The sequence below is a fragment of the Streptomyces sp. NPDC060194 genome, assembly GCF_042728285.1.
In the GTDB taxonomy this organism is placed as follows: Bacteria; Actinomycetota; Actinomycetes; order Streptomycetales; family Streptomycetaceae; genus Streptomyces.
This window is the reverse complement of sequence record NZ_JBHWZH010000003.1, coordinates 14,336-27,512: the sequence shown is the minus strand read 5'-3', so window position 1 is coordinate 27,512 and position 13,177 is coordinate 14,336. Positions and strand designations below refer to the sequence as shown.

Sequence of the window (13,177 nt, the reverse complement as noted above, 5' to 3'; positions counted from 1 at the left end):
CGGAAGTACGGACGGGCGGGCCCCCAGGTTCCCGCGACCGCCGACGCCGGCCCGCCCGGGTCATCGGGTCGCGACGGTCACCGATTCCACGACGACGGGGCTCAGCGGCCGGTGGGTGCGGGAGTTGGTCGGGAGGGCGACGATCGCGTCGACGACCGCACGGCCCGCCGGTCCCGCCACCTCGCCGAAGATCGTGTGCTTGCGGTTGAGCCACGCGGTCGGCGAGACGGTGATGAAGAACTGCGAACCGTTGGTGCCGGGGCCCGCGTTGGCCATCGCCAGCAGGTACGGCCGGTCGAAGGCCAGCTCCGGGTGGAACTCGTCCGCGAACTCGTAGCCGGGGCCGCCGGTGCCGTCGCCCAGCGGGTCACCGCCCTGGATCATGAAGCCGCTCATCACCCGGTGGAACGTGGTGCCGTCGTAGAACGGGTCGGAGGACTTCTGCCCGGTGGCCGGGTGGGTCCACTCGCGCTCGCCGCGCGCCAGCTCCACGAAGTTCCGCACGGTTTTCGGCGCGTGGTTCGGCAGCAGCCGGAGCTCGATGTCGCCGTGGGTGGTCCTGAGGGTGGCGTAGAGCTGCTCGGCCACGGTCTGCCTTCCGTCGTTCGCTTCTGACGGGGCCGATCCTCGCATGCAGCCGCCGTGCGGGGACAAAAGCAGCCCAGGGACCGGCGAATCGCGTCCTAACCTCCCCGCGGGGGAACGAAGCGTGGCATTGTCGACGCCAAAGCTCCCCTTAGTACAGCCTGTACCGCATTGCCGGGTTTTCTGGACCCGGATGCCGTGCCCCGCATGCCGCAAGCGCTCCTGACAGGCATGATCCGAATAAGGGTGGAAAGGTGAAAACCGATACGCCACCGAGGAGGAGGAACCCGTGACCCGCATCGACAGCGTGCGCGCCGCGACCGGCAACGCCAAGGACAGCGTCGTGCACGCCGCGGAAGCGGTGGCGCCCTACGCAGAGACGGCCAAGGAACAGGCTGCCCGCTACGCACACGAGGCGCGCGTGACGCTGGCGCCCAAGGTGCACAAGGCGGCCAAGCAGGCGAAGGTCCAGTACGGCACGCACGTCGCCCCGTACGTGGACCAGGCCCGCTCCCACGTGCCGCCGAAGGTGGACGAAGCCGCGCACCGGGCAGCCATCCGTACCCGTAAGGCCGCGCACCAGGCGGCCGACTACACCCGACCCCGTGTCGAGCAGGCCGTCGCCGCGGCCGGTCCGGTCCGCGACGAGGCGGCCGGCCGCAGCGCGGCCGCGCTCGCCGCGCTGCGCGGCCAGATCACGGCCAAGGACGTGGCGAAGCTCGTGCGCCGCAACGAGCGGCGGGCCCGGGCCGGCCGACTCGCCAAGGGGCTCGCGATCACCGGCCTGCTCGCCGGTGGCGCGTACGCCGCCTGGAAGTGGTGGGACAAGCAGGCCAACCCGGACTGGCTGGTCGAGCCCCCGGCCGCGACCGAGGTCGACCCCGCCCCGCTGACCACGGTCGACGGCAGCGGCCAGGCCGTCCTCGACCCCGAGGTCCGCGCCAAGCAGGACGAGGCGGAGGCCACGTACACCGACCTCAACACCGACCCCGCCGTCGACGGCGGAACGGACGGCGGCAAGAAGAACAGCTGACGCCCTCGCGGCGACAGTCCCGAAGGGCCCGGCGGAACGACCCGCCGGGCCCTTCCGCATGCCGGACGAAAAACCTCCCTGCCCGCTTTTCCGCAGGTCAGGGAGGTCTGAAGAGGTGGAGCCTAGGAGATTCGAACTCCTGACATCTGCCTTGCAAAGGCAGCGCTCTACCAACTGAGCTAAGGCCCCGCGGCAGGGTGTGGACCGCTGCCGGACACAAGAGTACCGGGTCGCACCGGGGGTTCCGCAAAAGGATTGGGACTCCCGCGGAACCCGCCCGCTCCGTAGGATGCGGAGTCGGTTCGCACGAGCGAAGCGACGTTCGGGTCAGCAAGGGGGAGACGCCATGGACGCGGCACAGCAGGAAGCGACGGCCAGAGCCAGGGAGCTTCAGCGCAACTGGTACGGGGAGCCGCTGGGGATGCTGTTCCGCAGGCTCATAGACGACCTGGGCCTGAACCAGGCCCGGCTGGCGTCCGTCCTCGGCCTGTCGGCGCCCATGCTGTCGCAGCTCATGAGCGGCCAGCGCGCGAAGATCGGCAACCCCGCGGTGGTGCAGCGGGTGCAGTTGCTCCAGGAACTGTCCGGGCAGGTCGCCGACGGCAGCGTCAGCGCCGGCGAGGCCTCGGCGCGGATGGACGAGATCAAGAGGTCGCAGGGCGGGTCGGTGCTGACCTCCAGCGGGCAGACCGCCAACTCCTCCGGAGCGCCCACCGTGCGCCGCGTGGTGCGAGAGATCCAGTCGCTGCTCCGCTCGGTCGCCGGCGCCGGCGACATCATCGATGCGGCCGACTCCCTCGCGCCCACCCACCCCGAACTGGCAGAGTTCCTGCGGGTGTACGGCGCAGGGCGCACCGCCGAGGCGATCGCCCACTACGAGGCGCACCAGAACTGACCGGGCGGGGGCGGGCAGAGCACGATGGGTGAGGTCTTCGCCGGCCGGTACGAGCTGGCCGATCCGATCGGCAGGGGCGGCGCCGGAGCGGTCTGGCGCGCCTGGGACCACCGGCGCAAGCGGTACGTGGCGGCGAAGGTGCTGCTGCAGAGCGACGCGCACACGTTGCTGCGCTTCGTGCGCGAGCAGGCGCTGCGCATCGACCACCCGCACGTGCTGGCGCCGGCCAGCTGGGCGGCCGACGACGACAAAGTCCTGTTCACCATGGACCTGGTCAGCGGCGGCTCGCTGGCGCACCTCATCGGCGACTACGGCCCGCTGCCGCCCCGCTTCGTGTGCACGCTGCTCGACCAGCTGCTCGCGGGACTGGCGACGGTGCACGCCGAGGGGGTCGTCCACCGGGACATCAAGCCGGCCAACATCCTGCTGGAGGCGACCGGCACCGGGCGGCCGCACCTGCGGCTGTCGGACTTCGGCATCTCGATGCGCAAGGGCGAACCGCGCCTGACCGAGACCGACTTCGTGATCGGGACACCCGGGTACTTCGCGCCGGAGCAGATGCTGGGCGCCGAACCCGACTTCCCCGCCGACCTCTTCGCGGTGGGGCTCGTGGCGCTCTACCTCCTGCAGGGGGCGAAGCCGGACTCGCAGGCCCTCGTGGAGCAGTTCGCCGCCCACGGCACCCCGGCCGCCCCCGAGGGCGTTCCGGAGCCCTTGTGGCAGGTCGTGGCGAACCTGCTGCAGCCGGACCCGCACGCCCGGTTCCGGACGGCCGTGGGGGCGCGCAAGGCGCTGGCGGCGGCCGTGGAGATGCTGCCCGAGGCCGACCCCGCCGACGATCCGGTCGAGGTCTTCGACCAACTCGGCCCGCTGCCGCCCGGGTTCGGACCGAGTGGGCCGGCGGGAGCCTCGGCCGGCGGCGGCCGGGCAGAGCCGCGGGGAGACCAGGGACCCCACGGACCGCAGGGCGGCCAGGAGCAGCCCGGGCGGACCGGAGCCGCGACAACGGGCCACGAGCCGTCGGAGACCGGCAGCTTCCACCTCGCCCCACCGCCGCAGCGCCTCGCCCCCGACCGGCCGTCGGCGCCGCCCGTCCCGACCGCCGGGCACACGCCGCCCCGCTACACGCCGCCCGCCGCCACCACGCCGGACGCCACGCCTCCCGGCTACGGACACCCCCTGCACCAGGCGACCGCACCCACCCAGCCCGGCGCTCATCCCGGTCCGCTTCCCGGCCATGCGCCCTCCCTCGCTCCGTACGGGGTGCAGACCTCGGCGGTGCGCGAGGAAAGCCCCTTCACGAAGTCCTACACCGCTCAGCCCGCCGGGGTTCCCTCCCCGGCCGCCGGATCCGGGACGGCACGACGCCGGCCGGGACCGCCCGCGAAGGTGGCGGTCCCGGTGCTCCTGCTGGCACTCGTCTGCTATGCGATCGGCATCTGGGCCCTGACCCAGGCATGACACCGGTCCCGCCCGGGAACTCCGCCGCGCCGGAACCCCCCGCGCCGGCCGGCACACGCCGCTCGGCCCGGACATCCCACTGAGCCGGACACCCCGCCGACCCGGCCCCCGGCCGCGACCGGGGGGCGCGTCTCACCAGGCCGGCGGCCCGTACCCCTGCCCCGGAACCGGCCCCGGCCCCTGCCCCGCACCCGCCGCGGCCCGCCTCCTGGCGATCAGCGTCCACGCCCCGAGCCCGCCCAGCAGAACCGTCCCCGCCCCGATGCCGCCCAGCCCGAGCACGGTCATCGCGCCGCTCGCCGCGCTCTCCTCCGCCGTCGCGCCGCTCACCGCGGCCTCCCGGTCCTCGTCGCTGATCCCGAACCCGGCGGCCGACGCGTCACCGTCGTAACCGGGCCCCTCGCCGGGCTCGCCCTCGACGTTCAGCCGCAGGAGCAGCGGGATCCTCCCCTTGGTGAAGCCGGCGATCTCCTTGTCGAGGGTGACGGCCACGTAGTACCAGCCGGAGAAGCGCATCCCGGCGACGCCCGCCGAGGACTCGAATCGGTTGTTGTACGCGACCGGGGCCGTCGGACCGAGGCCCAGTTCGGCCTGCTCGCCGTCGTAGGACTTCGAACCGTCGAGCACCGGGCCGCGGACGGTGTCGAGGATCTCGACCGTGAGCCCGGAGCTCGCGTAGGCGCTGTCGTCGGTCAGCTCGTCGGCCTGCGACAGCTCGGCCCGCGCGGTGAGCTGCTGCCCCCAGTCCAACGGGACCCGGTAGTACGCCGTCTGACCCGGCACCAGCCGGTCCCTCCACACGCCCGCCTCCACCGAGCGCGCGTCGTTGAAACCGGTGCCGCCCTTGCGGTCGACCGGCTCGGCGCCCGCCGGTTCGGGGGATGCGCTCGGCCAGCCGCTGGGCGCCGCCGTCGGCTTGGGGCCGCCCTTGAGGCCCGGCTCCCGCATGAAGGCCAGCTCCAGCGGCCAGTCGGACCGGTCCGAGGCGGGGTCGCTGGTCCGCTCGACCCGCACGTAGTACGTGCCGGCCTCCTGGCAGGGCCTGTCCTCACCGATCAGCCGAGAGGCGAAGTCGGCGAGCGGGCGGGCCTGTTCGGTGCCGAAGGTGCTGCCGCTGCCGCTGCCGCACAGGGAGCCGGCGGCCGTCATGAGCGTGACGGCGATGCCGTCCCCGTAGGCGACCTTCGCCTTCGCGACCGGCTGGGCCACCGCGGAGACGAACGCGCTGGTCTCGGCCGCGTCCAGCCGGACGCGGTAGTGGAGCCGCTCCCCCGGGCCGATCGTGTCGGAGTAGAAGCCGCCCGCCTTGAGCTCCTCGGCGTCCCCGGTGCTCCGCGCGCCCTCGATCCGGAGCGAGTCCGGTGCGGGCGCGTAGGACGGCACGGAATCGGCGTCGGCCGCCCAGGCCCGCGGGCCGGCGAGCACCGCGAGGACGGCCCCCGCCACGGCCGCGGACCGGACCCTGCCGCCCCGCCTGACGCTGACACCCATCACGCACCCCTCCTCAAGCCCCAGCCGCACCCCGCGCGGGCCGTGACGCCCCTCCCGGGCGGTTCGCCGCACCGGCCCATCCTGCACCGGCGCCCACGGCCCTGTCCCCGCCCCGCACCCCCGCGACCGCCTTGTCCCCTTTCGCACCGCACGGGCCCGCCGACCCGGCGCCGGACAGCACGAAGCCCCGGCCGCTCAGTGGCGGCCGGGGCTTCGCGAACAGCTCGACGGTCTCAGCTGCCCGAACCGGCGGGCACGGAGTCGGTCGCCTCCGTCCACAGATCCTGCTCGGCGCGATCCGCCTGAACCTGGCGGTACACGAGGAGACCGCCGACTGCAGCCAGTGCGACCAGGAGAAGCTTCTTCACCGCGCGACCTCGTCTTTCCTTGACGTGAGGGGACCTCTCAGCGGCCCACTCTACACACCGGCCGATACCAATCGGTGACCTGCGTCGCAACCGGGAAACACCCGCGCGGCACTTCGGACCTCCCCCCTTCGCGCCGGCGCCCGCACGGCCGCCCGCGGCCTCCAAGGCATCCCGGAGCCCGCGCCCGGGACTTCCTTGCGATACATGCAACTGCCACCTACTATGCATTGCATGGAACCTGGCAAGACATTGAGCCAGCTCCGCAAGGGGGTCCTCGAGTACTGCGTGCTGTCACTCCTGCGTGACGGCCCGCGGTACGGCACGGAACTTCTGGGCGAGTTGGCGAACACGGTAGCCCTGGCGACGAGCCAGGGCACGGTGTACCCGCTGCTGACCCGGTTGCGACGCGAGGAGTTGGTGACGACCGACTGGAGCGAGTCGCCCAGCGGCCCGCCGCGGCGCTACTACGCGCTGACGGACAAGGGCCGCACGGCGCTCGCGGACTTCGCCGTCGTATGGGCCGAGTTCACCCGGGCGGTCGACCGCCTCGTCACCCCCGACCAGCACGCAGACCGGAGAGAACAGTGAAGAGCACCGTCACCCACCCCGAGATACGCCGCTACCTGGCCGCCGTCGACCGCGCCGCCGCGCCCCTGCCCGCCGGCCGCCGCAGGGAGCTGCTGGCCGACCTCTCCGAGCACATCGACGTCGCCCTGGCCGAGCGGCCGGGTGAGCTCGACCTGATCCTCGCCGAACTCGGCGACCCCGGGGACATCGCCACCACCGCGGTGCGTGAGGCCGCCGCGTACGACGACCCCGAGCAGCGGCGCGGCAGCCCGCGCACCGTCGTGGCGCTGCTCGCGGCCAGTTCGGTGACGGGCCTGCTCACGGCGGCGCCGCATTCCGACGTGCTGCAGTTCCCGGTCGTCGTCGTGACGGCACTGGGGTTCGCCGCCCTGGCCATGTCGGCCTGGTGGACCACCTCACGGAAGTGGATCGCCGCGGGGTGGTTCATTCTGCCGAACCTGTTCATGCGCGTCGTCGACCAGGCCTTCGGCCTCGGCCACCCGGCCGAGTTCGCGATGTCCTGTATCGCGGTGGTCGTCCGGGCCGGCGCCCTGGTCTGGCTGTGGCGCCACCGCACCGCCCCCGAGGGCCCCGGCCGCATCGCCTTCCGGCTCCCCCGCTGGGCGCGCTTCCTGCTGTGGTCGCTGCTGGCCGCGTTCCTCCTCTTCGAGGTGTCCATGTGGATCGCGGCCTTCGCCGTCACCGACGGCCTGTCCTCGGTGAACGAGGGGTCCTTCACCCCGTAGCCGGCTGCGGAGAGCCCTTGCCGGGGCTCTCCGCCCGGCCCGGACACGCCGAAGGCCCCCGAGCGAGATCGCTCGGGGGCCTTCGTGCCGGTGGGGCTAACAGGATTTGAACCTGTGGCCTCATCCTTATCAGGGATGCGCTCTAACCAACTGAGCTATAGCCCCGCCGCGCTGGGCGTTTCCGCCGTGCCGCGCTGACCTCTGAAGATTAGCGCACCAGGCGGCCAGTCCCAAAATCGATACCCGCGCGGCCTGCCCTCGCCCTACTCGTCCTCGGCGAGCGTCAGCTCCACGCCGCCCACGAACCCGGCGGACAGGTTGTAGATGAACGCCCCCAGGGTCGCCAGCGCCGTGGCCAGCACGACGTCGATGACGGCGATGATCGAGGTGAACGTCAGCACCCGCGGCAGCGACAGGAACGACTCGAGGTCGAAACCGCCGCCGTCGTCCGACTGGGTGGCCTCGGAGATGGTCCCGCCGACGGTCGAGAAGACGCCCATGGCGTCCATGACCATCCACAGCACCGCCGCGGCGACGACCGTGCAGATCCCCAGCGCGATGGACAGCAGGAAGCTGACCTTCATCACCGACCAGGGGTCCGCCTTGGCCACCCGCAGCCGCGCCTTGCGGGTCCGCGGCGCGGTGCGCTGCGCGGGCGCGGGCACCGGCGGCTGCGGCCCCGGACGGGGCGCGGCCGGACGCCGCTGCGGGTCCCCGCCGGCGGTGGCCCCGCCGGCCGCGGAGCCCTTGGCCCCCGCAGGCGCCGCCCCCGGCCCGTAGGCCTGCGGCGGGTGGTACGGCTGGGCGGGCTCCTTGGGGGCCTCCTGCTGCCGGTCGGCCGGCAGCGGCCCCTTGTACCCCTGTGTCTCCTGCGTCTGCGGACCCCTGGTGTCCGTCACGGTGTTCCCCCCACCTCGGGAGTCGGTGGCAGAGCCACGGCCGTCCTCCGCTCCGGACTCGTCCTTGGCTCCGGCGCCCGTGGCTCCACTCACGACCTGACTCCTCGTGCTACTCGGTCCCGGGCCGGTCGCCCGTGTCCGTCACCTCGGTACTTGCGTCCGCGGCGTCGTTCGGTCCTGCCGCGTCGGCCGGGACGTCCCCGTCGACTTCCTCGGCCTCCCGACCCGCCTCGGCGTTCCGCGCGATGCCGACGACGGCATCGCGCTTGCCCAGGTTGATCAGTTGGACGCCCATGGTGTCACGGCCCGTCTCGCGCACTTCATTGACTCGCGTACGGATGACACCACCGCTGAGCGTGATGGCCAGGATCTCGTCGGTCGCCTCGACGACCAGGGCGCCGACCAGGGTTCCCCGGTCCTCCACGATCTTCGCAGCCTTGATCCCCAGACCACCACGGCCCTGGACCCGGTACTCGTCCACGTTCGTCCGCTTCGCGTACCCGCCGTCCGTTGCGGTGAACACGAACGTACCGGGCCGGACGACATTCATCGAGAGCAGTTCGTCCCCGTCGCGGAAACTCATGCCCTTGACGCCCGAGGTCGCGCGGCCCATCGGCCGCAGGGTGTCGTCGGAGGCCGTGAAGCGGATCGACTGCGCCTTCTTGCTGATGAGCAGCAGGTCGTCCTCGGACGAGACCAGCTCGGCGCCGATCAGCTCGTCCTCGCGGCCGTCGTCCATCGCGCGCAGGTTGATCGCGATGACGCCGCCGGAGCGGGGCGAGTCGTAGTCCTTGAGGGGCGTCTTCTTCACCAGGCCCGACTTCGTGGCGAGCACCAGGTACGGCACCGCCTCGTAGTCGCGGATCGCGAGGATCTCGGCGATCTTCTCGTCCGGCTGGAAGGCCAGCAGGTTCGCCACGTGCTGGCCGCGCGCCTCCCGCCCGGCGTCCGGCAGTTCGTAGGCCTTCGCGCGGTAGACGCGGCCCTTGTTGGTGAAGAACAGCAGCCAGTGGTGGGTGGTGGAGACGAAGAAGTGGTCGACGATGTCGTCCTGCTTCAGCTTCGTGCCCCGCACGCCCTTGCCGCCGCGCTTCTGCGAGCGGTAGTCCTCGGTCTTGGTGCGCTTGACGTAGCCGCCACGCGTGATGGTGACGACGATGTCCTCCTCGGCGATCAGGTCCTCGATGGACATGTCGCCTTCGAAGGGCACCAGCTTGGAGCGCCGGTCGTCGCCGAACTTCTCGACGAGCGCCGCCAGTTCCTCGCTGACGATGCCGCGCTGCCGCTCGGGCGAGACCAGGATCGCGTTGTACTCGTTGATCTTGGCCTGGAGCTCGTCGTGCTCGGCGGTGATCTTCTGGTGCTCCAGTGCGGCCAGCCGGCGCAGCTGCATCTCCAGGATCGCGTTCGCCTGGATCTCGTCGATCTCCAGGAGGCCCATCAGGCCCTCGCGCGCGATCTCGACGGTATTGCTGCGCCGGATGAGCGCGATGACCTCGTCGATGGCGTCCAGCGCCTTGAGGAGGCCGCGCAGGATGTGCGCCCGCTCCTCCGCCTTGCGCAGCCGGAACTTCGTCCGGCGGACGATGACCTCGACCTGGTGCGTCACCCAGTGGCGGATGAACGCGTCGATCGCCAGGGTGCGCGGCACGCCGTCCACCAGGGCCAGCATGTTGGCGCTGAAGTTCGTCTGCAGGTCGGTGTGCTTGTACAGGTTGTTCAGGACGACCTTGGCGACGGCGTCCCGCTTCAGGACGACGACGAGCCGCTGGCCGGTGCGCGAGGAGGTCTCGTCGCGGACGTCGGCGATGCCGCCGATCTTGCCGTCCTTCACCAGGTCGGCGATCTTCTGCGCGAGGTTGTCCGGGTTGACCTGGTAGGGCAGCTCGGTGACGACCAGGCACTGCCGGCCCTGCACCTCCTCGACCGCGACGACCGCGCGCATCGTGATGGAGCCGCGACCGGTCCGGTACGCCTCCTCGATGCCCTTGCGGCCGACGACCAGCGCGCCGGTGGGGAAGTCGGGGCCCTTGATGCGCTCCAGGAGCGCGTCGAGCAGCTCCTCGTGCGAGGCCTCGGGGTTCTGCAGGAACCACTGGCAGCCGTCGGCGACCTCGCGCAGGTTGTGCGGCGGGATGTTCGTCGCCATGCCGACCGCGATGCCGGCCGAGCCGTTGATCAGCAGGTTCGGGAAGCGGGCCGGCAGGACGACCGGCTCCTGGTTGCGGCCGTCGTAGTTGTCCTTGAAGTCGACGGTCTCCTCGTCGATGTCCCGGACCATCTCCATGGCCAGCGGCATCATCTTGCACTCGGTGTACCGCATCGCGGCGGCCGGGTCGTTGCCCGGGGAGCCGAAGTTGCCGTTGGAGTCCACCAGCGGCATCCGCATCGACCAGTGCTGCGCGAGGCGGACCAGGGCGTCGTAGATCGAGGAGTCGCCGTGCGGGTGGTACGTGCCCATGACGTCGCCGACGACGCGGGCGCACTTGTAGAAGCCCTTCTCGGGCCGGTAGCCGCCGTCGTACATCGCGTACAGGACGCGGCGGTGCACGGGCTTCAGACCGTCGCGCACGTCCGGGAGGGCGCGCGAGACGATGACGGACATCGCGTAGTCGAGGTAGGAGCGCTGCATCTCCGTCTCGAGCCCCACCGGCTCGACACGCATGGCAAGGCCCTCGACCTGCGGGTTGTCAGGTGTGGGGGTGTTCTCGTCGGCCATTGCTGGTCGTCAGTCCTTTCGTGCGGTCCCTGCGGGCCGACTCAGATGTCGAGGAAGCGGACGTCCTTGGCGTTGCGCTGGATGAACGAGCGCCGCGCCTCGACGTCCTCGCCCATGAGGACCGAGAACAGCTCGTCGGCCTGCGCCGCGTCGTCGAGCGTGACCTGGCCGAGGACCCGGTGGTCGGTGTCCATGGTGGTGACGCGGAGCTCCTCGGCGTTCATCTCGCCGAGGCCCTTGAAGCGCTGGATCGAGTCCTCGCGGATCCGCTTGCCGTTCTGCTTGCCGAGCTCCACCAGGGCGTCGCGCTCGCGGTCGGAGTAGGCGTACTCGAAGTCCTCGCGGCCCCACTTGATCTTGTAGAGCGGCGGGCGGGAGAGGTACACGTGGCCGGCCTCGACCAGCGGGCGCATGAAGCGGAAGAGGAACGTCAGCAGCAGCGTGTTGATGTGCTGGCCGTCGACGTCGGCGTCCGCCATCAGGATGATCTTGTGGTAGCGGAGCTTCTCGATGTCGAAGTCCTCGTGCACACCGGTGCCGAACGCCGAGATCAGCGCCTGCACCTCGGTGTTCTGGAGGATCTTGTCGATCCGCGCCTTCTCGACGTTCAGGATCTTGCCGCGGATCGGCAGGATCGCCTGGTACATCGGGTTGCGGCCGGACTTCGCCGAGCCGCCGGCGGAGTCGCCCTCGACGATGAAGATCTCGCACTTCGTCGGGTCGTTGGACTGGCAGTCGCTCAGCTTGCCCGGCAGCGACGCCGACTCCAGCAGGCCCTTGCGGCGGGTCAGGTCGCGCGCCTTGCGGGCCGCGACCCGCGCGGTCTGCGCCTGGATGGCCTTGCGGATGATGTCCGCGGCCTCGTTCGGGTTCCGGTCGAACCAGTCCGTCAGGTACTCGTAGACGATCTTCTGGACGAACGTCTTCGCCTCGGTGTTGCCCAGCTTCGTCTTCGTCTGGCCCTCGAACTGCGGCTCGCCGAGCTTCAGCGAGATGATCGCGGTCAGGCCCTCGCGGATGTCCTCGCCGGAGAGGTTGTCGTCCTTCTCCCGCAGCAGCCGCTTGTCGCGCGCGTAGCGGTTGACCAGGTTGGTCAGCGCGGCGCGGAAGCCCTCCTCGTGGGTACCGCCCTCGTGCGTGTGGATGACGTTCGCGTAGGAGTAGACACCCTCCTGGTACTGCGAGTTCCACTGCATCGCGATCTCGACGGAGAGCAGGCGCTCCTTGTCCTCCGCCTCGAGGTCGATGACGGTCGGGTGGATCAGCTCCCCCTTGCGCGCGTTCAGGTACTTCACGAAGTCGACGATGCCGCCCTCGTAGTGGTACGTGACCGTGCGGACCTTCTCGGCCTCGTCGGTGGCCTCGGCCGCCTGCGGGTCGTCGGCGTCGAGGACGGCCTTGGCGGACTCGCGCTCGTCGGTGAGCCGGATGGTGAGGCCCTTGTTGAGGAAGGCCATCTCCTGGAAGCGGCGCGACAGCGTCTCGAAGGAGTACTCGGTGGTCTCGAAGATCTCGCCGTCGGCCCAGAACGTCACCGACGTGCCGGTCTCCTCGGTCGCCTCATGGCGCTCGAGCGGGGCGACGGGGACGCCGAGCTTGTACTCCTGGGTCCAGCGGTAGCCGTCGGTGCGGATCTCCACGGCGACCCGCTGGGAGAGCGCGTTCACCACCGAGACGCCGACGCCGTGCAGACCGCCGGAGACGGCGTAGCCGCCGCCGCCGAACTTGCCGCCGGCGTGCAGGACGGTCAGCACGACCTCGACGGCCGGCTTCCCCTCGGACGGGACGATGCCGACCGGGATGCCGCGGCCGTTGTCGACGACGCGGACGCCGCCGTCCTCCAGGACCGTCACGTCGATGGTGTCCGCGTGACCGGCCAGCGCCTCGTCGACGGAGTTGTCGACGACCTCCTGCACCATGTGGTGCAGGCCGCGCTCGCCGGTGGAACCGATGTACATGCCGGGGCGCTTGCGGACCGCGTCGAGGCCCTCGAGCACGGTGATCGCGCTCGCGTCGTACGAGGCGGCGGAGACCTCGCCGTGCGTGATGGCCTCGGGGGCCGCCTCCACGCTCTCTCCCGGTGCGCTCTCACCGTCGCCGGACGGGGACGGGGTGTTCTCGTTGGGGTTGCCGGAATCGGCCACGAAGCGCCCTTTCTGGCACAGCACGAGCCGTCCCCCGTGCAGACGGGAACAGCCGCGTCGTTCTCTCTCGGACTCGGGTCGGGCCCGGAGGCGATCCGGTGCCGGACCCGCTTTGGACCCTGCGGGACTGCCACTACTCGACGAGGTCCCCGAAAATGACGGGAACCTGGGTCAGTCTACCGGTTGCGGCGACCAAAGTGGGGTCGTGCCGGTACCTGAGTTGGCATGTGCCGCCCGCGCACTCCCGCGTCCGACTCCCCATATGCGGG

At 71.2% G+C, this 13,177-nt stretch carries 11 protein-coding genes and 2 tRNA genes; 5 read left to right on the top strand and 8 right to left on the bottom strand.

What is annotated here, in order from left to right; all coding sequences use genetic code 11:
• Positions 1–60 precede the first annotated feature (60 nt).
• Entirely contained in the window at positions 61–588 is a 528-nt protein-coding gene (locus ACFWEG_RS01080) for a peptidylprolyl isomerase (protein WP_387207745.1), read from the bottom strand.
• A gap of 286 nt (positions 589–874) precedes the next feature.
• Between ACFWEG_RS01080 and ACFWEG_RS01075 the strand changes: the two genes are divergently transcribed.
• Complete coding sequence (locus ACFWEG_RS01075; protein WP_387207743.1) at positions 875–1,618, top strand: DUF5324 family protein; 744 nt, start codon at positions 875–877, stop codon at positions 1,616–1,618.
• A gap of 116 nt (positions 1,619–1,734) precedes the next feature.
• On the opposite strand, the gene ACFWEG_RS01070 is transcribed toward ACFWEG_RS01075, so the two are convergent.
• Positions 1,735–1,807, bottom strand: a tRNA-Ala gene (locus tag ACFWEG_RS01070).
• 157 nt (positions 1,808–1,964) lie between these two features.
• Here ACFWEG_RS01070 and ACFWEG_RS01065 point away from each other — a divergent pair.
• Together ACFWEG_RS01065 and ACFWEG_RS01060 are read left to right on the top strand one after the other, a co-directional pair.
• Positions 1,965–2,513, top strand: coding sequence for a helix-turn-helix domain-containing protein (locus ACFWEG_RS01065; RefSeq protein ID WP_387207741.1), 549 nt, complete (start codon positions 1,965–1,967; stop codon positions 2,511–2,513).
• Positions 2,514–2,537: 24 nt separating this feature from the next.
• Positions 2,538–3,974 carry a protein kinase gene (locus tag ACFWEG_RS01060; RefSeq protein WP_387207739.1) on the top strand — a complete coding sequence of 479 codons (1,437 nt, stop codon included), beginning with the start codon at positions 2,538–2,540 and terminating at the stop codon, positions 3,972–3,974.
• 132 nt (positions 3,975–4,106) lie between these two features.
• On the opposite strand, the gene ACFWEG_RS01055 is transcribed toward ACFWEG_RS01060, so the two are convergent.
• Positions 4,107–5,465, bottom strand: a complete 1,359-nt coding sequence (locus ACFWEG_RS01055) for a hypothetical protein (RefSeq protein WP_387207737.1) — start codon at positions 5,463–5,465, stop codon at positions 4,107–4,109.
• A gap of 233 nt (positions 5,466–5,698) precedes the next feature.
• Positions 5,699–5,833, bottom strand: coding sequence for a DLW-39 family protein (locus ACFWEG_RS01050; protein ID WP_387207735.1), 135 nt, complete (start codon positions 5,831–5,833; stop codon positions 5,699–5,701).
• Between the two features lie 231 nt (positions 5,834–6,064).
• Between ACFWEG_RS01050 and ACFWEG_RS01045 the strand changes: the two genes are divergently transcribed.
• On the top strand, positions 6,065–6,421 hold the full coding sequence (locus ACFWEG_RS01045; RefSeq protein ID WP_387207733.1) for a PadR family transcriptional regulator: 357 nt from the start codon (positions 6,065–6,067) through the stop codon (positions 6,419–6,421).
• Positions 6,418–7,146: an HAAS signaling domain-containing protein gene (locus tag ACFWEG_RS01040; protein WP_387207731.1), complete on the top strand. Its 729-nt coding sequence runs from the start codon at positions 6,418–6,420 to the stop codon at positions 7,144–7,146. The genes ACFWEG_RS01045 and ACFWEG_RS01040 overlap by 4 nt, the downstream gene beginning before the upstream one ends.
• A 91-nt stretch (positions 7,147–7,237) precedes the next feature.
• On the opposite strand, the gene ACFWEG_RS01035 is transcribed toward ACFWEG_RS01040, so the two are convergent.
• The 4 genes from ACFWEG_RS01035 to gyrB form a co-directional block, all read right to left on the bottom strand.
• Positions 7,238–7,311 (bottom strand) — tRNA-Ile (locus tag ACFWEG_RS01035).
• 98 nt (positions 7,312–7,409) lie between these two features.
• The gene (locus tag ACFWEG_RS01030) at positions 7,410–8,138 is read right to left on the bottom strand and encodes a DUF3566 domain-containing protein (protein WP_387207729.1); all 729 of its coding nucleotides are present in this window, start codon (positions 8,136–8,138) and stop codon (positions 7,410–7,412) included.
• Positions 8,139–8,154: 16 nt separating this feature from the next.
• Positions 8,155–10,764, bottom strand: coding sequence for a DNA gyrase subunit A (gene gyrA / locus ACFWEG_RS01025; protein WP_387207727.1), 2,610 nt, complete (start codon positions 10,762–10,764; stop codon positions 8,155–8,157).
• Between the two features lie 41 nt (positions 10,765–10,805).
• Positions 10,806–12,932 carry a DNA topoisomerase (ATP-hydrolyzing) subunit B gene (gene gyrB, locus ACFWEG_RS01020; RefSeq protein ID WP_387207725.1) on the bottom strand — a complete coding sequence of 709 codons (2,127 nt, stop codon included), beginning with the start codon at positions 12,930–12,932 and terminating at the stop codon, positions 10,806–10,808.
• Between the last annotated feature and the right edge of the window lie 245 nt (positions 12,933–13,177).